A 25,645-nucleotide genomic window follows, 5' to 3' on the forward strand; every position below is an offset into this window, starting at 1 on the left:
GCACGAGCGCTTTGAGTTCCCCGAGGAAGTCCTGCCCCGCGGCAACGCGCTCTAAACTGGCGCTGGCTGTCGAACGCTTGAGTTCTCTCGATCCTTTACGTGAGAGCCGAGGCCGAGCGTTCGCCTATTCAAGTCTTGGATTGGATGGGTAGGCGCTCGGCCATTCCTAAGCTCCTTTGCTTTTCACCTCATATCTTTTGCTGTACTGTGACCTTTACTGTTTTCGGAGGCTGGCCTCAGTGACTTCAACGACGTTTGGTTCCGCAGCGATGCAGGATCGCACCCAGGGCGGGTTCGCCTGGTGGGCCGGGAATGCTCGCTTGATCAATCTTTCCGGTCGGCTTTTGGGCGCTCACGTAGCCCACGCCGGCCTGATCGTCTTCTGGGCGGGAGCGATGCTGCTGTTTGAGGTGGCTCACTTCACGCCGGATCGGCCTATGTATGAGCAGGGCCTGATCCTGATGCCCCACGTGGCCACTCTGGGCTGGGGAGTTGGCCCGGGCGGCGAGGTGATTGACACCTACCCCTACTTTGTCATCGGGGTGCTGCACCTGATCTCCAGCGCCGTGCTGGGGTTGGGGGGCATTTATCACGCCGTGCGCGGCCCGGAAACCCTGGAGCAGTCTTTCCCCTTCTTCGGCTACGACTGGAAAGACAAGAACAAGATGACCACCATCTTGGGGATCCACCTCATCCTGTTGGGGTTGGGGGCTTTCCTGTTGGTGGCCAAGGCCATGTGGTTTGGTGGCGTCTATGACACCTGGGCTCCGGGGGGTGGCGACGTGCGGGTGATCACCAACCCCACGCTCAACCCGGCGGTCATCTTCGGCTACCTGTTCAAGTCTCCCTTTGGCGGCGACGGCTGGATCATCAGCGTGGACAACATGGAGGATGTGATCGGCGGCCACATCTACATCGGCATCATCTGCATTGCCGGTGGGATCTGGCACATCCTCACCAAGCCTTTTGGCTGGGCCCGCCGTGCTCTTATCTGGTCGGGAGAGGCCTATCTCTCCTACAGCTTGGCGGCGGTCTCGCTGATGAGCTTTATTGCCACCTGCTACATCTGGTTCAACAACACCGTTTACCCCAGCGAGTTCTACGGCCCCACCGGCCCGGAAGCCTCGCAAGCCCAAGCCCTCACCTTTATCGTGCGCGACCAGCGCCTGGGGGCGAACATCGGCCAGGCCCAAGGCCCCACCGGTCTGGGTAAGTACCTGATGCGCTCTCCCACGGGCGAGATCATCTTCGGCGGTGAGACGATGCGCTTCTGGGATGTGCGGGCCCCTTGGAAAGAGCCGCTGCTGGGCCCCAATGGCTTGGATCTGGACAAGCTGAAGAACGACATCCAACCCTGGCAGGCCCGCCGTGCGGTAGAGTACATGACCCACGCGCCGCTGGGATCCCTGAACTCGGTGGGGGGTGTGGCTACCGAGATCAACACGGTGAACTTCACCAGCCCGCGCACCTGGCTGGCAGCCCACAACTTCATCTTCGGCTTCCTGTTCTTCGTCGGTCACCTGTGGCATGCTGGTCGCGCGCGCGCCGCTGCTGCCGGCTTTGAGAAGGGGATCAGCCGCGAGAACGAGCCGGTTTACCGGATGAAGCCGATCCGATAAGCCCGGAAGTCTCTCGGAGATCACAACCTTTGGCCCCCGGCAGGGGGCCTTTTTTTGGGGATCCCCCCTGCCGGGATGGACAGAGAGGGAAGCACGGGTAGAGACTGGGAAGGCCGAATGCGCAAATCAAGATGCACAAAGTTCCGGTTACGGTCATCACCGGATTTTTGGGATCCGGCAAGACCACTTTGATCCGTCACCTTTTGCTCAACAACCAGGGCCGCCGCATCGCCGTAGTGGTCAATGAGTTTGGCGAAGTGGGCATCGACGGCGAACTGCTGCGGGATTGCCAACTCTGCGAGGGAGGGGGCTCCATCCCCATTCTGGAGCTGGCCAACGGCTGCCTCTGCTGCACGGTGCAGGAGGAGTTCTTGCCGACCATGGAGGCTCTGCTGCGGCGGCGGGCAGAGCTGGACTGCATCCTGATTGAGACTTCAGGATTGGCCTTGCCCAAGCCGCTGGTGCAGGCTTTCCGCTGGCCCACCATTCGCACCGGCGCCACGGTGGATGCGGTGATTGCAGTGGTGGATGGCCAGGCCCTGGCTTCTGGGCAACTGGTGGGGGATCTGGCGGCGCTGGAGGCGCAGCGTCAGGCCGATGAGAGCCTGGATCACGAGACTCCCATTGAGGAGCTGTTTGAGGATCAGTTGAGCTGCGCTGATTTGGTGCTGCTGAGCAAGGTGGATCAGATCACGCCGAAGGAGCGAACCCAGGTGGAGAGCTGGCTGCGGCAACAATTGCGCCCTGAGGTTCGAGTTCTCCCCTGTGAGCGGGGCCAGGTTGCCCCAGAAGTGCTCTTGGGCTTCCAGGCGGCGGTGGAGGATCAGTTGGAGCGCCGCCCCAGCCACCACGACTTCGAGGAGGAGCACGAGCACGAAGCTTTTGAGTCTTTCTGCCTCAGCCTGGAGGGCAGCTATGAGCCGGGATCCCTAGTTGCCCAACTGCGTCAACTGGCTCAAGAGGAATGCCTCTACCGGGTAAAGGGGTTTGTGGCCGTGCCCCACAAGCCGATGCGCCTGGTGCTGCAGGGGGTGGGATCCCGATTTGAGACCTACTACGACCGCCCCTGGCGCCCGCAAGAGCCGCGGTTGACCCGCCTGGTGTTCATCGGCCAGAGGCTCGACCGGGAGCGCATTGCTGCTCAGCTTCAAGGCTTGGCTCACAGAGAAGCAGTGGCCTCTGCCGGCTGATCCCTGTCGGGATCCCTTACCCCTGGGGAGAGGGGAGTTGCGTGACTCTATCAAAGGTGGCCTAGAGGTAGGCGTCGAGAAGAGAGGCTACGGTAGGGAAGCGGCAGGGCAAGCCCAGCGCTGCTGGGGAGAGGGCCGGATAGACAAAGTGGCGGTGGCGCAGGCAGTACTCATCCCAGGCCGAAAGTCGCACCCGAAGTAGGAAGGCTAGGGCGCGAAATAGGCCGATGGGCAGGGGCAGGCGGAAATAAATCCGTTTTTTAAAATAGGCGCACACCTGCTCTACGCATTCATCCACCGACAAGGGGGGGTTGCCCAACACCCAATCCCCTCCCCCCGGCGGATGGGCCACCCAATGGGCCACCATCTCGGCCACATCGGCAGCGTGGATGAAGTGGAAGCTGGCATCCACCCGCAAAAAGCGGATCAAATCCAGCCAGCGGAGCACCTCCTTGAGGCCGGCGGTGATGTGGGAGTAGGGGTGGTGGGGGCTGCCGCCAAACAGCAGGGTGGGGTAGAGGGTGAGCAGGCGATCTGGCCAGAAGCTGCTTTCCTGCCGTCGCAGCAGCATCGCGTACTTGCTGCGGATGTAGTCGGTGCCGGCCTGGCCGGCGATGGCCAAAGGTTCTAACGCTTGATTCAAAAGGCTGGCAGTGGAAAAGTAGATCACCTGCTGACAGCGCTCCGGATCCAACAAGCTGAGCAACTCCAAGGTGTGGGTGACGTTCACCGCCCAGGTCAGGGTGGGATCCCCCCAAGCCGCCGCCATGTGGATCAACCCATCCATCTGCCGCAGCAGGGCGGCGTGTTCCCGAATGCGCAGGAGATCGCCGGCCACCAGGGTGATGGGGGCAGGCAAACGCTCCGGGGGCAACCGCAGGCGGCTGGGGTTGCGGATAAGAATGTACAGGTGGTAGGCGGGCTGCTCCGGAAACTCGGGATCCCTTTGTTGGGCCAGGCGCTCCAACACATAATGCCCCAGACAGCCGCTAGCGCCGGTAAGAAACAGGTTTCGCAAGAGATCTTCCCAACGGCAACTCATCGAAAAAGCTTCTGACTAGTCTACCGCCTTAGCTTGCGCCTGCCGGATTGGCTTAACCCCCAATTCCCCTAACGGGCAACTGCGCCCTGTTCCAAGCCAGGCAGCAACCTGGAAATTTGGCCGCGAGAATGGCAGCATAGTTCGACAGGGATCCCACTCCCAGGGAGATTTGGACCTCGCTCAACTCGACTTCTGCCTGTGGCCGCAACCTCTTCTCCCCCTGCTGGACGGGTGTTCAGCCTTTGGCCTCCCCTAGCCCTTGTTTTGCAGCGGCTGGTCCAAGCGGTGCCGGTGCTGCTGCTGATCACGGTGCTCAGCTTTTTGCTCCTGCAACTGGCCCCCGGCGATTTTTTGGATCCCTTGCGGGCGGATCCCAGTATCAGCCAGGAGTTTATCGCCCAGGAAGAGGCGCGGCTGGGCTTGGATAAACCCTTGCTTTGGCAGTATTTGACCTGGCTGGGCAATCTGCTGCAGGGGGATTTTGGCGTCAGCTACACCTATCGCGTGCCAGTAGCGCAGCTCATCCTCTCCCGCGCCGGCGCCACCCTGCTGTTGGCAGTGTGCTCCGTTTTGCTGACTTGGATGATCGCCATTCCGCTGGGGATCCTGGGGGCGCTGCAGCAGAACACTCCTCTGGATCGGGCGTTGCAGTTGCTCAGCTACCTGGGGCAGGCCATGCCCAGCTTTGTGCTGGCCATTTTGCTGCTGATCGTGGCCCAAAACGTGGGCTGGCTGCCGGTGGGCGGGATGACCAGTGTTTATTTTGCCGAGCTGGGTTGGGGGGGAAAGCTGCTGGATCTGGGCCGTCACCTGCTCTTGCCCACGCTGGCCCTGAGTATCACCAGCTTTGCCGGGCTGCAGCGGATTACCCGCGGCAACTTCTTGGACGTGCTGCGGCAGGAATACATCCAGGCGGCGCGGGCGCGTGGGATCCCGGAATGGCGGGTGATCTGGCTGCATGCATTGCGCAACGCCGTCAACCCCTTGATCACGATCTTGGGCTTTGAGTTTGCCAATTTGCTCAGCGGCTCTTTTATTGCCGAGTTTTTCTTCAACTGGCCGGGGCTGGGCAAGCTGCTCTTGGAAGCGGTCCAGAGCTTCGACATCAACGTGGTGATGGCCGGGCTTTTGCTGGGGGCCGTAATGCTCATTCTGGGCAATTTGTTGGCCGATCTGCTCTTGATGTGGGTGGATCCCCGGATCCGACCTGAGTCTTTGCTTTAGGGGCTTTGGATCCTTCCCCAAGAGCTCAGGTTTCCTGTTGTACATTGGGTTCAAGTTGGAAAACGAGGGATCCCCCATGCACTTTCAACCCGACGGCGCTCTGGACGACAGCTTACCTGGGGTAGCTGCGGAAGCAGTGGTTTGGAATGCGCTGCGGCAGGCCCTGGGATCCGATCCCGGCTACCTCCTCCATCAGTTCAGTATCTATAACCATCAGGGCCACGTCACGGCCAAGCCCGACATCCTATTGATTCATTTTGAACTGGGCTTTTGGGTTTTCGAGTGTAAGGGCTGCAACCTTTACAATATCGAAGCCATCGACGGCAGCCAGTGGCGCATGCGGGAGTGGCACAGGGAAACCGAGACCCCCTTGGGGCAGGCCGATAACCAAATGTTTCAGATCAAGAATTGGCTGCAGCAAAATCCGGAAACCCGGCCTCTCCAAGCTCGCGTTGCCTGGCAATATCGGCTGGCTTTGCCTCGCATTCGGCGACAAGAATGGCAGGAGCGCTTCAGGGATCCCCCGTTTCTCGGGGCGCTGCTTTTTGCAGATGATTTGGAGCATCCAGAGCAGTTGCGGCAGACTCTGTATGCGGCCAAAAAGGCCAATGGCGCTCCTCTCAACGCCACAGAATGGGAAGTGATCCTCAAAACGTTGGGAATAAAGTTGGGGGATCCCGGCGATGACCCAATATCTTACAGCTACGATCCCCAGGCGGTGATCCGTCGCGTCCAAGAGCAGATCTTTAAGCTTGATGAAGACCAACGCAAAATTGCCACCCAATATCCTGAGGGGCCACAGCGGTTGCGGGGCCTGGCGGGGACAGGCAAAACGGTAGTCTTGACTCGCAGAGCGGCCAAGCTCCACGCCGACCACCCCGATTGGGACATTGCGGTAGTTTTTTACACCCGCTCTCTCTATCACCAAATTCGCGAGCAAATCTCAAAGGTCTGTCAGAGCAAGTTTGACCTTGAGCCGGACTGGAAAAAGATCCAGGTGATGCACGCCTGGGGATCCCAAAATCAAACTGGGTTCTATCGATTGCTCGCTAACGAATGTGGCTTAACGCCCAAAAGCTTGGAGCGGGCAAAGGCAGAGCTAAGGGATAAAAATGACTATACAACTGAGCCCTTCGACTACGTCTGCGAAAAGTTAGAAAAAGAAGCCAAGGAAATCCCTCAGCTCTTCGATGTTATTTTGATCGATGAAGGTCAAGATTTGCCCCCTGCCTTTTACCGTTTAGCCTATCGGGCTTTACGGGATCCCAAACGGCTCTATTGGGCCTATGACGAAGCCCAGGGCATTGGCTCGCTGACGGTGCCAGGAATAGCCGAGCTATTCGGGCGCGACGAGACAGGCAAGCCCAAAGTGCAGTTGGGAGGGCGGGCCACTGTGTTGCCCCATTGCTACCGCACTCCGAAGATTATTCTCATGGCTGCCCATGCCATCAACATGGGTCTTTTGCGTGGAGACCAGCCTTTGCAGGGAGTTACTCAAAAAGGGCAGTGGGAAAATTTAGGTTACGAAGTGGTAGAAGGCGATTTTCGTAAGCCTGGATCCACAATTACCCTCACCCGCAAGGCTTGCCATCCCATCGATCAAGAAGACTTTGAGCCCAAGGTGGATCCGCAATCGCTGCTAATCTGGCGCACCTTCCCTTCTGAGGAAGAGGAGCAGAATTGGATTGCCCAACAAATCGAGCGCGACCTGAAGCAGTGGAGTTTTCAGCCGGAGGATCTCCTGGTTACCGGTGTAGGCAGCTTCAAGAAGAGCAGACCTTATTGGGAAAGCCTGAAGGCCAAGCTCAAACAAAGAGGAATTAGAGCTCTCATAGCCGGCGAAGATGCCGGTCAGGATATTTTCCGCTTGCCGGGGCATGTCACCCTAGCGGGGATCTTCCGGGCCAAAGGCAATGAAGCTTGGAAAGTCTACGTTTGCCAGTTTCAAAACGCCACCGAACCGGGGCTCAGTGTGGAAGAGCAACTGCGCCGGCGCAACCAAGCTTTTGTGGCCTTGACACGCACCAAGATCTGGTGTGTCGTGACAGGGATCTCCCCCCAAGACCACCTGGCCCCCGCCTTTCAAGAGCTGCAGCAGGCCAAGGAACAGTACCCCTATCTACGCTTCCCGGCCTTTAATAAGGGATCCCTGCGGCGAATTCATGAAATAGATCCGGACTCGGAAGGCGTCTGATAGGCTACCATCTGCCCTCGAGCGAGCTCAGCTCTGCCATCGCTTTTGCCATGTCGTCCAAGTCGTTTACTCGCTCCTCAATAGCTGCAAGAATTTCGTCGTAGGCGGTGGCAGAAACGGAGCTGAAGCCCAGGGATCCCTTTCCAAACCCAGAGGGGTGGGCGGCAAAGTTGCTGCAGCCTGTTGCTTGGCGAGCTTGATTAAGGCGGGCGATCTCTTGGGCCAAAAGATCCCGTTTGCAGCGGAGTTGGTCAATTTTCGCAACGTACTCTTTCAAAAGTTGTACAAGCTCTTGTTTTTTGGCTTGCAAGTCTTCTATTGAGGCTTTTAGATTCTGCTCTTCTGTACGCAATTGTGAAAGCAATTCTTGCTGAGCTTGGATCTGGGATCCCAACTCAAAATAGGTTTGAGCATCAGTTCCATCGCCGGCTTTCTCTTCCTGCCGAAGGGGTGTCCAATTGGCAAGAGCAGCCCGCAGATCGGCCAGCTCGTTTTGCAGGTGCTGTAAACCTAGCTCTTGCCGGCTTTTGAGGTGCTCCAGAGATTGCTCCAGCAGGTGGATTTTGGCTTTGGACTCACTCCCAGCCAGGGCGGAGGCGAGGTAGCCGGTCATGCCCGTAGCCAAAGCGGCTGCCCCCGACTGCCACAGGGATCCGCCGGATCCCAGGCTGCCGAGGGCCACGGCAAGGCCAGCCAAAGCGGGAAAAGCATTGACCCAAAGCTGGCGAGGGGGAGAAGACGGCATCGTCGGCCCCAGAAACAGGTTTTCATTGATCCTAACTGCTGTTTGGGGAGGTTTCCTCACCCGCAGCCCTTCTCCCTTGAGGAGCTAGCAACGCAACTTGCAGCAACAGGGCTGCCGGGATCCCTTAGCCGATGCTGAGGCTGCTGATGTTGCACCGTCCCAGGGCAGGTGCCGTTCGCCTCACCAAGCCCGTCAGCACATTGCCAGGGCCGATTTCCCACACCTCTCGGATGCCGTCGGCGGCCATCTGCAGCACCGTTTCTCGCCAGCGGACTGGGGCAGTCATCTGAGACAGCAGTGCCTGCTTGAGGACCTGGGGATCTCGGCTAGCGGCAGCCGTGCAATTGCTGTAGACCGGCACTCGCGGAGCCTGAAAGTCAACCTCGCGCAAGGTGTGGGCAAAGGTTTCCGCCGCCGCCTGCATCAAGGGCGAGTGGAAGGCGCCGCTGACTTTGAGGGGAACGGTGCGCTTGGCCTGCAACTGCTCACAGATGGCCTGCACCCCCTCGACCGAGCCGCTGATCACGACCTGATCCGGGCTGTTGTCGTTGGCAATGACCACATCGGGAGTCATCTGGCACAGGTGCTCCAGCTTGTCGCGATCAAACCCAATCAGCGCCGCCATGCTGCCGGGGGGATCCCCTGCAGCTTCCATCAACTGGCCCCGCAGCGCCACCAGCCGCAGGCCAGTCTCAAAATCAAATACCCCCGCGGCGTAGAGGGCGCTATATTCTCCCAAGCTGTGGCCGGCTGTACAGGCGGGAGCCTGACCCTGAGCGTAGAGATAGTCCGTCAGCAGGGCCGATACAGTGAATAAAGCCGGCTGCGTGTAGCCGGTCTGATGGATCTGCTCTTCCGAGAGCGCCAGGGGATCCCATCCCAGCACCTCGCGGGCCACAGCCAACTTGCGGGCCGCCCCTGGCCAATCTTGTAAATCCCTTCCCATGCCCACGACTTGGGATCCCTGACCGGGATAGATCCAGGCAACGCTCATCAGTTCAATACTCTCCAACTCATCTGCCCCAACGAAAGACAATTGCTCCCCAGGTGAGGCCGGCGCCGAAGCCAGCCATCACCCCCAAATCCCCAGGGCCAAACCGCCTTTGGCCAATCCAGTCGGCCAGCGCAATCGGCACCGAGGCGCCGGAGGTGTTGCCGTAGCGCTCCAGAACGCTGGCCACCCGCTGGGGATCCAACTGCAGCCGCTTGGCCACAGCATCGAGGATGCGCTGGTTGGCCTGGTGGATGAAGTAGCCTTGCACGGCTGCTGCGGCAATCCCAGCTCGAAAGAGAGCCTTCTCGATAATCTCCGGCACCGCTTGGACGGCGAACTTGTACACCTCACGGCCGTTCATGGCGATGGGGCAGCAGCGGTATTGACCCACCTGCAGGGATCCCACCAGGGGCCTGGCCTCGGTGGCCATGGCCAGGCTGAGCAGCTCGCTGCCACTGCCATCGCTGCGCAGCTCGATGCTGAGGATGCCGCCGTCCCCCTCTCTTGCGGCTTCCAGCACCACCGCCCCTGCCCCGTCCCCAAATAGGACACAGGTGGTGCGATCTGTCCAGTCCACTGTGCGAGAGAGTACGTCCGCCGCCACCACCAGCGCCCGCCGGTACAGCCCGGTTTGCAGAAACTGGGCCGCCGTGGCCACAGCAAACACAAACCCTGTACAGGCTGCCGTCAGGTCAAAAGCCACCGCCCGTGTCGCCCCCAGCGCTGCTTGCACCCGCGGAGCGGAGCCGAAGCGATCGACGCCGGTGGAGGTGGCCAGGAGGATTAGATCCAGCTCCTGGGGCGGGATGCCGGCCTGCGCCAGGGCAGCCTTTGCCGCTTGCGCCGCCAAATCCACCAGGCTGAGGTCGGGGGGCAGGATGCGCCGTTGGCGAATGCCGGTGCGGGGCCAGATCCACTCGTCGGAAGTCTCCACGATCTGGCTGAGGTCGTCGTTGCTCAGGCAGGGAGTCGGCAGGGCAGCCCCCACCCCCACCAGCCGCACGCTCGGGAGGCCATTGCTGGGCATGAACGCTATCCTTCCACCCGATCCAGGGATCCTACCGGCAGGGCTTCTGGACTGGGGTTAGAGGCTGAGGCCAGAGGAGGAGCATTCTCTCCGGCATTGACTTTGGATGGGTGAGAGTCGGCCATTTCCGCTTGCAGCCGCTGTAGGATCTTCTGCTCCGCCGCCTCTTTGGCCAGGCGAATGGCATGGTAGACCATCGCCGCCTTGGAGCTGCCGTGGGTAATGACGCAGATGCCGTTCACCCCCAGCAACAAAGCGCCGCCGTATTCCACATAGTCCATGCGCCGCTTCACCTGCTTCAGATTGGGCTGCAGCAGCCAGCAGCCCAGCTTGCCACGCCAGCCGCGGGGCAACTCCTCCCGCAGCACCTGGGTGATCACCTGGCCGACGCTCTCGGCAAACTTGAGCAGGGCGTTGCCCACAAAGCCGTCGCACACCACCACATCAAAGTCCCCCGTCAGCACGTCTCGCCCCTCGGCGTTGCCGGCAAAGTGAATCCCCGGCAACTGGGTCAGGCGCTGATGGGTGGCCAGGGCCAGGTCGTTGCCCTTGTTGGGCTCCTCGCCAATGTTGAGCAGGCCCACCCGCGGCTTCTCAATCCCCAGCACGCACTGGCAGTAGAGGGATCCCATGCGGGCAAATTGTTCCAAGAAGCGGGGCCGGCAGTCCACGTTGGCTCCCACATCCAAAAGCAAGACCGGCTTGCCCTTCAAAGTGGGCAAAAGAGCACCGATGGCCGGGCGGTCGATCCCCGCCAATCGGCCCAAGTTGAGGTAGGCAGCGGCCATCGTAGCCCCAGTGTTGCCGGCAGCCACCACTGCATCTGCCTGCTTGGCGCGCACCTGTTGCATGGAGACGTTGATAGAGGCTTGCGGCTTCCTGCGCACCGCCAGGGGCTCTTCCGCCATGCCCACTACCTCCTCAGCGGGCACGACGGTGATCCCAGGAGGCAGGGGCCGGGGCAAGAAAGGCTCAAGCGCGTCTGGACGGCCGACCAGCGCAATCCCCACCTGAAGATAGCGATGGGCCAGCAGGGCGCCCTTGATGATCTCTTCGGGAGCGTAGTCACCCCCCATCGCATCGACCGCAATTCGCACAAGCTGACCTCACACTGGAACACTCCTGACAGATAAAATGCGGGGATCTCCGCTGCTCCTCTGCCTTGAGAAGTTGGGATCCCGCTATCTACAAGGCGCTACCGAATTTTACCAGATTTGCTCTCTTTGGTTGAGGCCGTCAAGCCCTTGACACTCCCAGCGCCTGAAGGCAGGGGATTCTTACGCAGCCCAAAATGGACTGGCGAAGGCGCTGTCAAGACGCCCCTAGATAGTCTTTTGAGGCATAACCTCAAAGTTCTGCTTACTTCGGAGGACTTCAGTTCCTCCAGGTTAGTCATTGCCGCGCGGGTTTGGCACCGCAGTAGGTTGTTTTCCTGGAGAAGCTCTAAAGAAGCAACTAAAGTGGCTCAAGGGCTTTTCCGCCCCGTCCTCAAGTACGGGGCTACCAAGCTATCCTTTTGTGTCAAAAGGAATGTGTGGGCACTGCCTGCCTGCTTGGGAAGACGACAGGACACAGCTCCTTACCGCTGGGTGAGGGCGGCCAGGAGCGATTGCACCTGCTGGACATGGGCGCTGGCCGTGGAGCCCCTTTCTTGATATTGAGCCAGCTCTGCCTCCAACTGAGCCAGTTGTTCCGCTAACTCCGCCCAGCGATCTCGCTCGGGGTAGAGGGTGGCCTGCAGATGGTTGAGGCGGCCCCAGGTTTCTGCCATCGCCTGGGTGCGGGCCCGCAGGGATCCCTCCTCTTGCTGCAACTGTTGCCACTGCTGCTGCAATTCCTGCTGCTGGCGGGCCAGTTGCTCTTGTTGAAAGGGCAGAGAGGATTCCAGTTGGTGGACGAGGGTTTGCAGGCGGCTTTTTTCTTGGAGAAGCTCCTGCTTCTGGCTGCCGATCTGCTCCAGGATCGGCCCGATATCGACCTGAACTGGGGCGGCAGCCTGATTTTGAAGCTGCCTAAGGCGGGCTTCCTGGCGGGCCAGCTCCTCGTATTCCCGTTGCAGGTTTTTCTCCTGAGGCAGCAGGGCTTCCTCTAGGGCGCTGCAGGCAGACTGGGCGTAGTCGATATCCAGTTCGATGTCGAACCGCTCCTCCGGAGAGGCGGTGGCCAGCCGCTCTTGCAGCTCCCGCAGGGTTTGCCGGTTTTGCTCCAGCTCGGCCCGCTGTTGGCTGACTTGGGCTGCCCGCTGCTCGTAATCTCGGCGCAGTTGGCTCACCAAGGCCGCCAGCTCCTCGACCGAGATCGCCGGCTCCCCAGCCCTGCCGTTGCTGCTGCCATCGACGATAAAGTCGTACTCCTGCACCAGGCGATAGGCTTTTTGGTACAAGCTCTCTTGGGATTGCAACTGCTGAAGGATCCTCTGCAGTTGCTCCTGATAGGCTCGCAGGGATCCCTGGCGGGCATGCCATTCGGCTTGGCTCTGCTCCAGGGATCGTTGGGATCCCCACCAGGCGGCGCAGCGCTCCCGCCAGGCATGGTAGTCTCGATCCAGCTCCTCCTGTTGAGCGTGGGCCTGCTGACGTTCTTGCTCCAGTTGGGCAATCTCTTGATTGAAGTGATCCTGCTGCTGCTGAACCTGGCTTTTTAAACTCTGGAGAAGAGCCAAGGGATTCGCGGAGAAATGTAAACTCTCCTGAACTTCTTGCAACAAAATCTGGAGCTGGACCGCTTCTGCTTCCCCCAGCCGGCTGGAGCGGGCCTCTTGCAACTGAGCTTCCAGTTCCTGCCGTTGCCGGTTCAGGGCTTCTCGCTGTTCTCCGATCAGGCGCTGCTGCTCGGCCAGGTAGGCTTGCTGGGCTGCCAACTCCTCTTTGAGGCTGTCTAGAAGCTTGCGCTCTTCCTCCACGCCCTTGTATTGCTCGTACAGCCGCCGCACCTCCTCTTCTTGGGCTGCCAGCTCCATCTCGCGGCGGGTCAGCTCATGCGCCTGAAAGGTGAGGGACTTGCGCCAATTTTCAATCTCTTCCTCTTGGCTGCGGGCTTTGAGCTGAAGTTGGCTGAAGTTTTGTAGGTAGGTCACCAGTTGGCGAGCGGCTTCGTTGATGCGGGTAATCTGACGGCTGCCTGTGATTTCTGCCAGCACCAAGGCCCCATCCTTGAAGCGCCCGGCCTCCTGGGCGATGCGGCCCTCTAGAGTAATCGATTCTTCGTTCACGGCCACCCAGGTGTTGTCCTGCTGCTGCTTGGCTAGCAATTGCAGCGACGATTTGGCAAACCCAATCGGCTTGGATAGCTCTGCCAGGTACAGCACGCCCGAACTCCTTCAAAACAGCATGGACAGCAATATCCCAAACTCTGCCTCAGCCGAGCCTTTGCCCACAGTTGGGCAAGATGGGGAGACGAAACGGCTGCCGGAGCAAGGCACCCCGGGGCGCGAAAACCTGCGTCAAGCCTCTCGCTTGACCCGGGTTGACTTGGATCTGTCTCGAGCCATCTCGTCCTGAGCAGCACCTTTGTCTTGCCTCAAGCAGCGCCTCCGCCGGCTCTCTGCTTAACTGGCAGTCTAACCGGCATCGGCTGCTGCTCAGCCCTAAACTCAACCATAGAGTAAAAAAAACACCTTTGCCAGAGGCGGTTTGGGGATATTCGGAGTAGCTATTCAAACCGACAGCAGCACACTAGAGTAGTTTAGGGTGAGGTGTAGAGTTCTGTTCAGGGGTGGTATGGAGCTGGAAGGTGAGCTGCTTGCCGTTCGTCGGCGTTCTCCTGCCCCGCCGGTGGTGGTGGCCTCGCAGGTGTACCGGACAAAGGCTCCAGAGGCCGAGCCACGCCACATTTTGGAGGAGATCGTCTGGCACAAAGAGCAGGAGGTGGAGCGCCAACGGGAACAGCTTCCTCTGAAGCAATTGCAGCAGCAACTGGAGCAAGCGCCACCGGTGCGGGATTTTGTGGCGGCCCTCACCCAATCCCCTCACCCCGTTTCCCTTATCGCTGAGGTGAAAAAAGCTTCCCCCAGCCGTGGGGTTCTCCGCGATCCCTTTGATCCGGTGGCCATTGCCCAAAGCTACGAGGCGGCGGGAGCCAGTTGCCTGTCGGTGCTCACGGATGAGCGGTTTTTTCAGGGCAGCGGCGAGTACTTGCGCCAGATCCGCCAGGCGGTAGGGATCCCCATCTTGTGCAAGGAGTTCATCCTCTACCCTTACCAAATCCTCTGGGCCCGCACTCTGGGAGCGGATGCGGTACTGTTGATTGCCGCCATTCTCTCGGATGCGGACTTGGGCTATTTTCTCAAGCTCATTCAGCAACTGGGCATGGCGGCTCTGTTGGAGGTGCACACTTGCCAAGAGTTGCAGCGGGTTTTGGCCTTGCCGCACCTGCAACAGGCCAAAGGACGGGTGCTGATCGGCATCAACAATCGGGATCTCAAAACCTTTGCGGTGGACTTGAACACGACGCGGGATCTCTTGGTCGCCCATCGGGAGCGCCTCGGCGATCTGCCGGTGGTCAGCGAGTCTGGCATCCACACCCCTGCTGACTTGCAGCAGTTGCGCAGTTGGGGGGTGCGCGCTGTGCTGGTGGGGGAAGCGCTGGTAACGCAGCCGGATCCCGGCCAAGCCGTCCGCTCCCTGTTGTCATCCCAGTAAGCCCAGGATTGTCAATGGATCCCAAGAAGGGCCTAGATCGATGAAACGTATTCCTGTGCCGGCTCACGTCCACTACGAATTTCTGCTGCGGGTTCTCGAGCGGCAAACGTTTCCCACTGTCGAAGAGCAGGATTTCGGCAACCGAGGCCGCACGCAAGAGCTGATCAACTCTCTGCGCAAAGCCCTGACCCAACAGTTGCAACTGGAAGAGGACTGGCGACAGCGGGGCTATCAGGTGGACTACCGCTGGAACATAGAGGAGCCTCAGCCACCCTCTTGACCTTCCAGCCCACTGGAAGGTTTAGCATCAAGCTGGTGGCATTGGGCTGGGGAGGTTTCCCAGGATGCAAGTTGTTTTGACGGTGCCGAAGCTGGCCTGCTCCGCTTGTGTGGACACCATCACGCAGGCGGTGCGGCAACAGGATCCCCAGGCGCAGGTGGAGGCGGATCCCAAGACCAAGCAGGTGCGGATTACGTCTGAGCAGCCGGAAAGTGTCTGGCGGCAGGTGCTCGCCCAAGTGGGCTATCCGCCGGCCTAGCGATTTTTCCCTTGCCCGTCGGCAGTAGCGGGACAAGGTTCACAGGTGTGGTTTTCCCCTGGTTGGGGGAAAGAGGGCTTTTGCTATTAATTTTTGCTCTGAGGACAGCCATGTCTGATTCGGGTTCCCATTCCGCTGCCCCCGGCCTGTCCGCCTCATCTGCTGGCGGCACTTGGCGCTTGGCTATCCAGGGCATGAGCTGCGCCTCCTGCACTGCCGTCATTGAACAGGCCCTCAGTCGCGTGCGGGGCGTTACGGCACAAGCGGTCAACTTTGCCAGCGAGCAGGCCATCGTGCGAGGGGATCCCCGGCTGGTGAATCCGCAAGCCTTGATCCGGGCGGTGGAGCAGGCGGGGTATCAGGCGCGCTTGGTCGAAGACGATTGGCAACAGTCCGATCCGACCGACCCAAAACGGATCGCCCAACGGGCGGCAGAACGGGAATTGAAGCTGAAGGTGGCAATAGGAGTGGGCCTCAGCACGGTGCTGCTGATCGGATCCCTGCCGATGATGCTGGGGCGGGAGATCCCCGGCCTGCCCCCCTGGCTGCAGGATCCGTGGTTGCAGTTGCTGCTGACGGCGCCGGTGCAGTTTTGGGTGGGCCAGCCTTTTTATCGTGGCGCCTGGGCGGCTTGGCAGCGACGCTCGGCGGATATGAATACCTTGGTAGCTTTGGGAACGAGCGCCGCTTTTTTCTACTCCCTTTTTCAAACCCTCTTTCCCAACTTCTTCCACCAGCAGGGCCTGCACCCGGATGTGTACTACGAAGTGGCGGCGGTGGTCGTCACCCTGGTGCTGGTGGGCAAATGGATGGAGCAGCGGGCCAAGGGGCAAACCTCCGAGGCCATTCGCAAGCTGATCGGGCTGCAGCCGAAAACGGCAAGGGTCATCCGCGACGGGGTGGAGCAGGATATCCCGATTGCGGCGGTGCAGGTGGGGGATCGCATCCGGGTGCGCCCCGGTGAGAAGGTGCCAGTAGACGGGGTGATCCTGGAAGGATCCTCCAGCCTGGACGAGTCGATGGTGACGGGCGAGAGCCTGCCGGTGAGCAAGTCGGCAGGAGATGAGGTTATCGGGGCCACCCTCAACCAGACGGGCAGCTTTGTGATGGAAGCGCGGCGGGTGGGCAAAGATACGCTTCTGGCCCAGATCGTGCGCCTGGTGCAGGAGGCCCAGGGATCCAAAGCTCCCATTCAACAGGTGGCGGATCGGGTGACGGCCTGGTTTGTGCCGGCGGTGATCGGGGTAGCCATCCTAACTTTTGTGCTCTGGTGGGGGCTGGCGGGCAATCCGACGCTGGCTTTGGTGAACACCATTGGGGTGCTGATCATCGCCTGCCCTTGTGCGCTGGGGTTGGCCACCCCCACCTCGATCATGGTGGCGACGGGGCGGGGGGCAGAACTGGGGATCCTGGTGAAGCGGGCCGAAAGCCTGGAATGGCTGGCCCATCGCCTGGGCACAGTCGTCCTGGACAAAACCGGCACCCTCACCGAGGGCCGTCCCAGCGTCACCGAGATCTGGACGCCAGGATCTTCCCCCCTAGCCCTGTTGCGCCTGGCAGCAGCGGTGGAACAACACTCGGAACATCCGCTGGCCCAGGCAGTGGTGCAAAAAGCCGAAGCCGAAGGCATCTCGATCCCGCCGGCCCAGCACTTTCAGGCAAAAGTGGGCGAGGGGGCAGAAGCCTGGGTGGAGGATCAGTGGGTCGGCATCGGTCGGCTGAGCTGGTTGCAGGCGATGGGGATCGCTTGGGATCCCTCTTGGTTGGAGCGGGTTCAGACCTGGGAAAGCCAGGGCAAAACGGTGATCGGCGTGGCGCAATCCCACCGTCTGGTGGGGCTGTTGGCCATTGCCGACCCCATTAAACCCACCTCCCCTGTAGCGGTGCGCCAGCTTCAGGAGATGGGCCTGGAGGTGATCCTGCTGACCGGGGATAACCCCACCACCGCCCAGGCCATTGCTCGGCAGGCAGGCATTCGCCGGGTGATCGCCCAAGTCCGCCCTGAGCAAAAGGCAGCCTATATTCGCCAGCTCAGACGGCCCCGCCACCGGGTAGCGATGGTGGGAGATGGCATTAACGATGCGCCGGCACTGGCAGAAGCCGATGTGGGGATCGCCATTGGTACAGGTACGGATGTGGCGATGGCCGCCAGCGATATTACCCTCATGTCGGGGGATCTGCGGGGAGTCGCCACAGCCATTCAACTCAGCCGGGCCACCCTCAACAACATCCGCCAGAACCTCTTCTTCGCCTTTATCTACAATACGCTCGGGATCCCGATTGCCGCTGGGGCGCTCTACCCCTTCACCGGTTGGCTGCTCAACCCTATGCTGGCGGGGGCAGCCATGGCCCTGAGTTCCGTTTCGGTGGTCGCCAATGCCCTGCGCCTGCGACACTTTCAGCCCCCCAGACCAGCGGGCCGGCGTTAGGCCCTCTCCCAGGGGCAAGGGGGATTAGCGCGGCAACAGTTTTGCTGCCCTTTGAGCATGAGTCTGCCGTACCGCTCATGCCTCAGGGCTATCTTCTGGCAGACAAGGACATCCCCCCCAGGGGGCTTGGTGAACGACAAGCGGCAAGCTAACCTAAAAGGCTCAGGCAGACTGGGGAAAGCGCGGTGCAAATCCGCCACTGTGACGCAACTGTGATGGGATCCCTCCCTCAGCCAGAACACCCACCTGCCGTTGTCCTGTACCCCTTGCGATTCACAAGGAACGGAGTTTTTTGTGTTGGATGTCCTCAGTTTTTCCCCTCCCCGTGCGGTTGGGCAGTTTTCTTCTCCTGCCTTGCCCCTGTTGCTCATCGGCCATGGATCCCGTGACCCTGAAGGGCAGCAAGCCTTTCTGGAGCTGGCCCAAGTTTATCAATCCCTCACCCCCCATCGGCCGGTGATCCCCTGCTTTTTGGAGCTAGCCCAGCCCAGTATTGCCCAGGGGGTGGAACAATGCTTGGCCCAAGGGTGGCAGGAGATCGTGGCCCTGCCGCTGCTGCTTTTTGGGGCGCGCCACAACAAGTTCGACGTGACGGTGGAGCTGGATCGTCTGCAGGCCCTCCACCCGCAGTTGCGCATCCACTACGGCGGGCCGCTGGGGATCCGGGTCGAGATCTTGCAACTGCTGCGAGACCGATTGGCTGCTCTGATAGCTGCCCAACCGCGGCGGATCCCAGAGGCAGAAACCGTGCTCCTATTTGTGGGTCGCGGCTCCAGCGATCCCGAAGCCAACGCCGAAGCCTGTAAGCTGGCCCGGCTGCTTTGGGAAGGATCCGGGTTTGCTGCCGTGGAAACCTGCTTTATCGGCATCACCCATCCCCGCCTGCCGGTGGGTCTGGAGCGGGCCCTCTCTTGGCAGCCGCGCCGGGTGGTTGTGCTGCCCTATTTTCTCTTTACAGGGGTGCTGGTGAAAAAAATCGAGGCGGCGGTGCAAGAACGGCGACGCCAATACCCCGAGATCGACTGGCTGATGCTGCCGGAATTGGGCCTTGTGGACGCGGTGCTGCACAGCCTGCAGCAACTGGAGCAGGAAGCTCTCCAGGGCCAAACCCTGATGAACTGCCACCTCTGCAAGTTTCGCCTGGCGGTGAGCGCAGAGCTGGGAGCGGGGCATACTCATCACCATGACCATGACTCCCATGGGCACGGATCCCATCACCATCACTCTCACCATCACCACAACCACGGCCATACCCCCGCAGCAGCAGCGGATCCCTGGGCCGAATTGCAGAGCTACCACCAGCGGGCTTGGCAAGTGCCCTAAGCGAGAAACAGAGGCTGCCGGCGGGATAAACTGAGATGCAGGCAGGCGATCTGTGAACCTGACCTCTGGTTCTCCTGCTCCGGTGGTTCTGCTAGCGAAAAAACAGAAACGATGATGTTCTCCCGCTCCTCTTGGGTCTCAGGTGCCGCTGCCGCGGGGAGCGGGATCTTTGTCTTCGCGTTGGTGGTGGGCCTGCTGGATCAGATCCTGCCGACCCTGCCCAAGGTTTCCCTGTCCTTGGCCGGGATCCCTGGGCTCCTGGCTGCAATTGGGGCCTCCTATGGGGCCTGGCGGGTGGTTCAGATGGGTCTGCAGTCGCATTCCTGGCCTGACTTTCGAGAATCGCTGTTGGCGGCTGTGTCTCCCTTCGATCCTGCCGATCACGGTGGTAGGCCGCGGCAACCCGAAGTGGATCCGCGTCCTCTGCAAGTGGCTGAGGAGATCCGCCAAACCCAGCTCCGCCACCAAAAGATCCTCGACCGCACCAAGCAGCAGGTGAAAGCCGAAATCCAAACCTGCGAACGCCCCCAAGCGCAACTGCGCAGCGAGCAGCAGCGGTGCCGAGTTCTGCAGGCCCAAGCCCAACGGTTGCAACGGCACTTGCAAAATCTCCAAACATCACCCCCGCCCTCTTCCCCAAACTCCAAACCGGCCAAACCCACACCAGAGCGGGAACTGCGCCACAGGCTCCGCCAACTTCAATCGCAAGTTACCACCCTAAAAATAGAGCTGGAACGGCAAGGGATCCAACTGCAGCAGTCGGAAGCCGAGCGGGCCCAACTCCAGCAGCAGCAGCAAAAACTTAAGCGCCTCCTGCAGCGCACAAAATCCGAAAACCAAAAGCTGCGCTCCCAACAGGAGGAATGGGCCCGGCAACTGGAGCAATCCCAACAGGAGTTGCGGACTTTGCGGGAGTCCTACCGCGCCCTGCAGACCCTCTGGGAGATAGGCTCTACCCTAACTCCCAAGACGACTGCTTCTGAAATTGCCGCCGCCGAACTCTCTGGCACCTCCGGCTAGCCGCAGCCTCGGCTCACCCGCTGCAGGACAAACACACTCCCTTCGCTGCCACGCCCAATCCGCAGGTCCTCATCCAAATAGGTGATATCCAGCCAACCCCTTGGCTCGCGGCGGCGAACGTCGATCTGCACCGCCGGGATCCGTTTGGGATCCCGCTCGAGCAGATAGAGAAAACTCTCGATCTCGTAGCTCATCAAGGCCTGGGATCCGAGCACCAAGCGCTCGAAAATGACCCTGACCCGGCATTCCGACTCTGGGTAGAAGCGGGCCGCCACCGCCACAACTCCCCGGGGCAGCCAAGCCTGCAGCCAGCCGGATCCCTGGATCTCCGCCACGTTAAAGACCCGCCCAGCTTTGGCCCGAATGCACTGGTAGATCTCGCCGGTGGTCAGAAGGGGCAACTGGGCCAGCCGCAGCAGGTCTGTGCTGGTGGTAAATAGGGTAAGCCAGTTCCCCTCCAACTGTTCAGGAACAGAGGTTGGCCTGGGGGTGGGGTTGAGCGCCTCCAAAGCAGCAATGTGAGACAAGATCTGGGCTTTCTGGTCAGGGGAAACCTTCCGGCCTCGGTCAGCCCCCTCCAGCAGGCGCAACAGGGCCAGCTTTTGCTCAGCCAAAGACTCAGGCATGGGCACACTCCACAGGCACCGGCCCTATTCTAGAGAACACGGGATCCCTCTGCCCTCAACCCTCCGCTTCCACCGGCTTCAGATTTAGATTTATTAGATCCGCCACCTGCTCGTACCCCAAGCCGGCCCGCACCAGCAGCGGCTCCGGCCCCGTGAGATCGATCACCGTCGAGACCTGGGCCCGATAGGGAGCCTCGTCATCCAGCACCAAATCCACCTGTTTCTCCAACTGTCGCATTTCCTCGGCGGTAAAGATTCCCCCCTCTTCCCAATCCCCAGCAGAGTCAAAACCCACCTCCAAAGAGCCGACGGGATCCCCGCCCAGCTTGGCCGAGGTGGAGACGATGGGATTGCCCAGCTCGGCCAACAGCGCCTGACAGATGGCCGAATCGGGCACGCGGATGCCGGTGGTTTTCCGCTTGGGATCCATGACCAACTTGGGCACCAGCTTGGTGGCCGGCAGCAAAAACGTAAACGGGCCCGGGATCAGCCGCCGCATCAGCCGATAGGCGGGATCGCTCACTTGGGCATACTGGGCAATTTGGGAAAGCGAAGGGCACAAAAAGGTGAGGGGCTTGTCGTTGGAAAGCCGCTTGAGACGCCTTACCCGCTCCACCGCCTGCTTGTGGGTGACATCGCAGCCAATGGCATAGACCGTATCGGTGGGGTAAAGCATGACCGCCCCTTCCCGCAGAGCGGCTGCAATCCGTTGGATGGAACGGGCCTGGGGATGCTGTGGATGGAGCTTAAAATACTCGGCCATTCGGGAGAAAAAAGCAAAACCTCAAGACTCGGAGCGGCTAGGGCTTTCCACCACTTCCGCAACTCCCCCAGAACGAGGGGTAGGCGGCACCGACAGGGATCCCTGCGGCCAATCTTTTAGCCGTTGCATCAGCGCTTGAATATGCAGACGAGGCAAATAGGGCCAGTCGCCTGCTTCCTCCAAATCCTGAAGCACCCGATAGAGCTCTTGCCGGGTGTTGGGCAAAGACTCTCGGAAGGCCCCCTCCAAAATCGTGCGGTGCAGATCCTCCAACAACCGCAGGAGCATCAACAGCTCCACACAAGCTCCCGCCCTCGCCTGGGCCGCCTGCTCAATGGCCAACTTGATCTGGCGCAAATCGGGGGGCAGATCCTCCGCCGAGATATACATAGCCGCTCATCTCTGAGTTTTGGGAAGGCAGGGGCACTCCTATTCTAAGATTCTCCTGCCCCCGAACTGGCTGGATTTTGCTAGCCGCCGCGGGTCGATGGAGATCCGGATCCCGGCCCAGGCACTGCCACACCCGCTGCAACAAGGGCTCCAGCCCCTGCCTGGCAACCGCCGAGATGGCCGATACCGGGGCACCGGCAGCCATTGACAGCCGCTGGGTGCGCTCGCTCACCTCCTGGGGCTCAAGGGCATCGATCTTGTTCAAAACCACAATCTGCGGCTTGTCGCTTAGCCCGTGGCCGTAGGCGCGCAGCTCCTGCTGAATGATTTGGTAATCCCTGACGGGATCTGCTGCTGTGCCGTCCACCAGGTGGATCAACACCCGCGTGCGCTCCACATGGCGCAAAAAGTCGTGGCCCAACCCCACCCCTCGGTGTGCCCCCTCGATCAGTCCGGGAATGTCGGCAAACACCACCCCATCCCCGGCAGGATGGGGCACCACTCCCAAATTGGGCTGCAGGGTGGTGAAGGGGTAATCGGCGATCTTGGGCCGGGCGGACGAGACCACCGAGATCAGGGTGGATTTGCCCGCATTGGGCATACCGACGATCCCCACCTCGGCAATGAGCTTTAGCTCCAGGCGCAGGCGTCGCCGCTCTCCCGGTTGGCCCCTGGTAAATTGGCGGGGAGCCCGATTGTGGTTGCTGAGAAAATGGGCATTGCCCAGGCCGCCTTTCCCGCCCCGAGCCACCAGCAGCCGATCCCCGGGCTGCACCAGATCCCCCAGCAGCTCGCCGGTCTCTGTGTCGAACACCATTGTGCCGCAGGGCACCCGCACCAGCCGATCCGCACCACTGGCGCCACTGCGATGGTTGGGCCCCCCTTTGGCCCCATGTTCTGCCTTGATCACCGGCTGAAAGCGAAAATCCAACAAGGTCTGCAGGCCGGGATCTGCCACCAGGATCACCGAGCCGCCCCGTCCTCCATTGCCCCCTGAGGGCCCTCCGGCGGGCACATACTTTTCCCGGCGAAAGGCAACAATGCCATCTCCGCCGTTCCCCGCCTGCACTTCAATTTCCGCCTGGTCGATAAAGTGCAATCGCCCCTCTCCCACCTGTGGCCCTCTCTCTCTAGCTTGGCAGGATCGCGAGGAAGTTTGCCACAAAAGCTGCCCTCTTAAGCTACTATAGTATTTCCCAAGCCATTGCCTGTCCCGCCTGGGAGGGTGAGCGAGTATGGGAGCTGTTCCTTACAAGTTCAACTGCTAATTCGCATCAACTGCTCTGCTGTTACACCCCTATGAGTCGATTCACCGCTGCTGCCGATGTAGGTTTCACCACCGAGGACTTTGCCGCCCTCTTGGATAAGTACGACTATCACTTCAGCCCTGGCGAAATTGTAGCTGGCACGGTATTTTCGGTGGAGCCGGGCGGTGCGTTGATCGATATTGGGGCGAAGACGGCTGCCTTCCTGCCTTTGCAGGAGATGTCCATCAGCCGGATAGAGGATCCGCACGAGGTGCTGCAGCCGGGAGAGACGCGCGAGTTTTTTATCCTCACCGAAGAAAATGAAGAGGGGCAACTGACCCTCTCCATCCGCCGCATCGAGTACATGCGGGCCTGGGAGCGGGTGCGGCAGCTACAAAAAGAAGACGCCACGGTGCGGGCCACCATTTTTGCCACCAACCGCGGAGGCGCCCTGGTGCGTATTGAGGGACTGCGCGGCTTTATCCCCGGCTCCCACATCAGCAGCCGCAAGCCCAAGGAAGAGCTGGTGGGCGAAGAGCTGCCCCTGAAGTTTTTGGAGGTGGACGAAGACCGCAACCGACTGGTGTTGAGCCATCGCCGCGCCCTGGTGGAGCGGAAGATGAACAAGCTGGAGGTGGGCGAGGTAGTGGTCGGCACGGTGCGCGGCATCAAGCCTTACGGTGCCTTCATCGACATTGGCGGCGTCTCTGGCTTGCTGCACATTTCCGAGATCTCCCACGAGCATGTCGACACGCCTCACAGCGTCTTCAACGTCAACGACGAAGTGAAGGTGATGATCATCGACCTAGACGCAGAACGGGGTCGCATCTCGCTGTCTACCAAGCAACTGGAGCCCAATCCCGGCGACATGCTGCGAGATCCCAAGCTGGTTTACGAAAAAGCAGAAGAAATGGCGGCCAAGTACCGCGAGCAACTGCGGGCTGCCAAGCAAGGACAAGTCGAGGAGGCGCCGCTGGAGGTTTCGGAAGAGGAGCTGGAATACGCGGCTGCGGCGGTGGAGTAAAGCCATCTTGCGGAGAGCCTTCGGCGGCCAAGGCTTGCCGGTTTGTCTCTCCCTTAGCCTAGCTGGGATCCCTGGCCAAGAGGGGTGTCGGGTGCGGGTACAGCAGCGGTGAGAGTTTGCTTGTCCATGAGCGTTTGCGGCTACCTCTACACGCCCGCCCATGCCTCTTGGCCAGACCAGGAGCTGGCCTGGTTGAAAGCACACGGGGCCGATCCCATCTGGCACGACTGGGGATCCCGCATCCATCTGGAAGAGCTGTTGCAGGGCATTGCCGCCGGATCGGTGCAGCAGGTGCTGCTGGTGCGCCTGGCGGATCTGGGGGATCGAGTGGAGGAAGTCCACCAACGGCTATTGCAGATCCAACAAGCGGGGCTCCGCCTCAGCTTGGTCAACGAGTCCGGCCTGCACACCCCCAGCGCTGCTGCCGATTGGATCCCGCTGCTGGCCGAGCTCCCCCATCAATTGCAGAGCCGCCGCCTCTGCTGCAGCCAAGCCCAAAACCGTCTAGCGGGCAAGCCTCCCCCTGGGCCTGCCCCCTTTGGCTACCGCCGCGAAGGGGATCGCTACGCGCTGGATCGCCGCCAAGCCCCCATTGTTCAGGATTTTTTCCAGCACTTTCTTCTCTACGGATCCTTGCGCCAGGCGGTGCGCTTCATCGCTGAAAAACACCACAAGCGCATTTCGGTGGCCACCGGGCGCAACTGGCTGCTCAACCCGGTCTATCGTGGAGATCTGGCCTACGCCGACGGCACCGTTCTGCGCGATACCCACCCGGCTCTCCTCAGCCGCGCCGAGGCCGCCCAGATCGATCGCTGGCTCAAACGCAACCAAAAGATCCCGCGCCGCAGCGCCAGCGCCCCCCGCGCCTTGGCCGGCCTAGTCCATTGCCGCGTCTGCGGCAGCCTTCTGCGCATTGTGCAAACCACCCCTCGCAAGGCCAAGAAGAACGGCTCCTCCTACCTCTACCTGCGTTGCCAAACCTGTCGCTACAGCCTCCACTACGCCGCCGTTCTGCAGGAGGTGATCCGCCAAGTCTGCCAACAGCTCCCCCAGCGGGCCCAAAACCTGGATCGGCAGGCCCTGGATCAAACCCGCCAACAGCTCCAAGCCCAGATCCAAGCCAACAGCGAGCGGCTGCGACAACTGGAGGAGCTGCAGCAATCTGGACTAATGGACGAACCTGCCCTGGCCCAGCGCTGCTACCAGTTGCGGGCGGAAACGGCCCGCTTGGCCCAAAAGCTGGAACAGCTCCCCCCCGCCAACTTCCTCCAGATTGCCCAAACTCTCTCCATCCCGCCCTTCTGGCAAGACCTCAGCGAGAGTGAGCGCCGCGCCTACCTGCGGGAATTCCTGCGCAGGGTTGAGGTGGATTCTACAGGGGCCGTGCAGATGACCTTTGCCTTCGATCCCTAAGGGATCCCTTTTGAATTGCCGATTCCGCCGCTCCTCTGGACATTGAGACAATTCTTGAGACCCGCCCTCACACCGGGAACAGGGATCCCGCCAGCCGTCTCCATCGGGTTGACGGGAGGACGTTTGTCGTCAGCGCTCGTCAGAGGCGAGGAGAGAGGCATCATTTGCTTTTGATCTACTTTTATACAAAAACAAA

Annotated in this window: 22 protein-coding genes and 1 riboswitch; of the genes, 12 read left to right on the forward strand and 10 right to left on the reverse strand. The window is 60.7% G+C overall.

The window, feature by feature from the left end; translation table 11 throughout:
* Positions 1-269 precede the first annotated feature (269 nt).
* Positions 270-1,619, forward strand: coding sequence for a photosystem II reaction center protein CP43 (psbC, locus tag GG26_RS06760; protein ID WP_414389553.1), 1,350 nt, complete (start codon positions 270-272; stop codon positions 1,617-1,619).
* 131 nt (positions 1,620-1,750) lie between these two features.
* Positions 1,751-2,809, forward strand: a complete 1,059-nt coding sequence (gene cobW, locus GG26_RS06765) for a cobalamin biosynthesis protein CobW (protein WP_011431159.1) — start codon at positions 1,751-1,753, stop codon at positions 2,807-2,809.
* Positions 2,810-2,870: 61 nt separating this feature from the next.
* On the opposite strand, the gene GG26_RS06770 is transcribed toward cobW, so the two are convergent.
* The gene (locus GG26_RS06770; RefSeq protein WP_414389557.1) at positions 2,871-3,851 is read right to left on the reverse strand and encodes an NAD-dependent epimerase/dehydratase family protein; all 981 of its coding nucleotides are present in this window, start codon (positions 3,849-3,851) and stop codon (positions 2,871-2,873) included.
* A gap of 198 nt (positions 3,852-4,049) precedes the next feature.
* Here GG26_RS06770 and GG26_RS06775 point away from each other — a divergent pair, with 198 nt between their 5' ends.
* Positions 4,050-5,075 carry an ABC transporter permease gene (locus GG26_RS06775; protein ID WP_011431161.1) on the forward strand — a complete coding sequence of 342 codons (1,026 nt, stop codon included), beginning with the start codon at positions 4,050-4,052 and terminating at the stop codon, positions 5,073-5,075.
* A 76-nt stretch (positions 5,076-5,151) separates the two neighbouring features.
* Positions 5,152-7,269, forward strand: a complete 2,118-nt coding sequence (locus GG26_RS06780) for a DEAD/DEAH box helicase (RefSeq protein ID WP_414389560.1) — start codon at positions 5,152-5,154, stop codon at positions 7,267-7,269.
* 4 nt (positions 7,270-7,273) lie between these two features.
* On the opposite strand, the gene GG26_RS06785 is transcribed toward GG26_RS06780, so the two are convergent.
* The 5 genes from GG26_RS06785 to hmpF form a co-directional block, all read right to left on the reverse strand.
* Positions 7,274-8,014: a hypothetical protein gene (locus GG26_RS06785; RefSeq protein WP_011431163.1), complete on the reverse strand. Its 741-nt coding sequence runs from the start codon at positions 8,012-8,014 to the stop codon at positions 7,274-7,276.
* 124 nt (positions 8,015-8,138) lie between these two features.
* Positions 8,139-9,008 carry an ACP S-malonyltransferase gene (gene fabD / locus GG26_RS06790; RefSeq protein ID WP_011431164.1) on the reverse strand — a complete coding sequence of 290 codons (870 nt, stop codon included), beginning with the start codon at positions 9,006-9,008 and terminating at the stop codon, positions 8,139-8,141.
* A gap of 19 nt (positions 9,009-9,027) precedes the next feature.
* The gene (locus GG26_RS06795; protein WP_011431165.1) at positions 9,028-10,035 is read right to left on the reverse strand and encodes a beta-ketoacyl-ACP synthase III; all 1,008 of its coding nucleotides are present in this window, start codon (positions 10,033-10,035) and stop codon (positions 9,028-9,030) included.
* A gap of 5 nt (positions 10,036-10,040) precedes the next feature.
* Positions 10,041-11,132 (reverse strand): phosphate acyltransferase PlsX, encoded by a 1,092-nt coding sequence (plsX, locus tag GG26_RS06800; protein WP_011431166.1) that lies wholly within the window; start codon positions 11,130-11,132, stop codon positions 10,041-10,043.
* A gap of 482 nt (positions 11,133-11,614) precedes the next feature.
* Complete coding sequence (gene hmpF / locus GG26_RS06805) at positions 11,615-13,342, reverse strand: pilus motility taxis protein HmpF (RefSeq protein ID WP_414389564.1); 1,728 nt, start codon at positions 13,340-13,342, stop codon at positions 11,615-11,617.
* Positions 13,343-13,754: 412 nt separating this feature from the next.
* Here hmpF and trpC point away from each other — a divergent pair, with 412 nt between their 5' ends.
* The 6 genes from trpC to GG26_RS06835 all read left to right on the forward strand — a co-directional run bounded on the left by trpC (position 13,755) and on the right by GG26_RS06835 (position 19,986).
* Complete coding sequence (trpC, locus tag GG26_RS06810) at positions 13,755-14,675, forward strand: indole-3-glycerol phosphate synthase TrpC (protein ID WP_011431168.1); 921 nt, start codon at positions 13,755-13,757, stop codon at positions 14,673-14,675.
* Between the two features lie 40 nt (positions 14,676-14,715).
* Complete coding sequence (locus GG26_RS06815) at positions 14,716-14,955, forward strand: DUF5340 domain-containing protein (protein ID WP_011431169.1); 240 nt, start codon at positions 14,716-14,718, stop codon at positions 14,953-14,955.
* 64 nt (positions 14,956-15,019) lie between these two features.
* Complete coding sequence (locus tag GG26_RS06820; protein WP_011431170.1) at positions 15,020-15,214, forward strand: heavy-metal-associated domain-containing protein; 195 nt, start codon at positions 15,020-15,022, stop codon at positions 15,212-15,214.
* Between the two features lie 110 nt (positions 15,215-15,324).
* Positions 15,325-17,643, forward strand: a complete 2,319-nt coding sequence (locus GG26_RS06825; RefSeq protein WP_414389569.1) for a heavy metal translocating P-type ATPase — start codon at positions 15,325-15,327, stop codon at positions 17,641-17,643.
* A gap of 128 nt (positions 17,644-17,771) precedes the next feature.
* Positions 17,772-17,908: riboswitch (cobalamin riboswitch) on the forward strand.
* A gap of 29 nt (positions 17,909-17,937) precedes the next feature.
* Positions 17,938-18,966, forward strand: coding sequence for a sirohydrochlorin chelatase (locus GG26_RS06830; protein ID WP_414389572.1), 1,029 nt, complete (start codon positions 17,938-17,940; stop codon positions 18,964-18,966).
* 111 nt (positions 18,967-19,077) lie between these two features.
* Positions 19,078-19,986 carry a hypothetical protein gene (locus GG26_RS06835; RefSeq protein ID WP_414389574.1) on the forward strand — a complete coding sequence of 303 codons (909 nt, stop codon included), beginning with the start codon at positions 19,078-19,080 and terminating at the stop codon, positions 19,984-19,986.
* Here GG26_RS06835 and GG26_RS06840 read toward each other — a convergent pair.
* The 4 genes from GG26_RS06840 to obgE are packed head-to-tail and all read right to left on the reverse strand — an operon-like array spanning position 19,983 to position 22,864.
* On the reverse strand, positions 19,983-20,612 hold the full coding sequence (locus tag GG26_RS06840) for a PAP/fibrillin family protein (RefSeq protein ID WP_099812851.1): 630 nt from the start codon (positions 20,610-20,612) through the stop codon (positions 19,983-19,985). The two genes, GG26_RS06835 and GG26_RS06840, sit on opposite strands and share 4 nt — an antisense overlap.
* A gap of 55 nt (positions 20,613-20,667) precedes the next feature.
* The gene (locus GG26_RS06845) at positions 20,668-21,375 is read right to left on the reverse strand and encodes an L-threonylcarbamoyladenylate synthase (RefSeq protein ID WP_011431175.1); all 708 of its coding nucleotides are present in this window, start codon (positions 21,373-21,375) and stop codon (positions 20,668-20,670) included.
* A 21-nt stretch (positions 21,376-21,396) separates the two neighbouring features.
* Complete coding sequence (locus GG26_RS06850; RefSeq protein WP_228375305.1) at positions 21,397-21,765, reverse strand: hypothetical protein; 369 nt, start codon at positions 21,763-21,765, stop codon at positions 21,397-21,399.
* The gene (gene obgE / locus GG26_RS06855) at positions 21,707-22,864 is read right to left on the reverse strand and encodes a GTPase ObgE (RefSeq protein WP_011431177.1); all 1,158 of its coding nucleotides are present in this window, start codon (positions 22,862-22,864) and stop codon (positions 21,707-21,709) included. Before obgE ends, GG26_RS06850 begins: the two co-directional genes overlap by 59 nt.
* 200 nt (positions 22,865-23,064) lie before the next feature.
* Here obgE and GG26_RS06860 point away from each other — a divergent pair, with 200 nt between their 5' ends.
* Both GG26_RS06860 and GG26_RS06865 read left to right on the forward strand, forming a co-directional pair.
* Positions 23,065-24,036, forward strand: coding sequence for a 30S ribosomal protein S1 (locus GG26_RS06860; RefSeq protein WP_011431178.1), 972 nt, complete (start codon positions 23,065-23,067; stop codon positions 24,034-24,036).
* Between the two features lie 126 nt (positions 24,037-24,162).
* Complete coding sequence (locus GG26_RS06865; protein ID WP_011431180.1) at positions 24,163-25,449, forward strand: recombinase family protein; 1,287 nt, start codon at positions 24,163-24,165, stop codon at positions 25,447-25,449.
* Positions 25,450-25,645: the final 196 nt, after the last annotated feature.

The organism is Synechococcus sp. 'PEA 65AY6A-5F PE A' (assembly GCF_047462575.1).
In the GTDB taxonomy this organism is placed as follows: domain Bacteria; phylum Cyanobacteriota; class Cyanobacteriia; order Thermostichales; family Thermostichaceae; genus Thermostichus.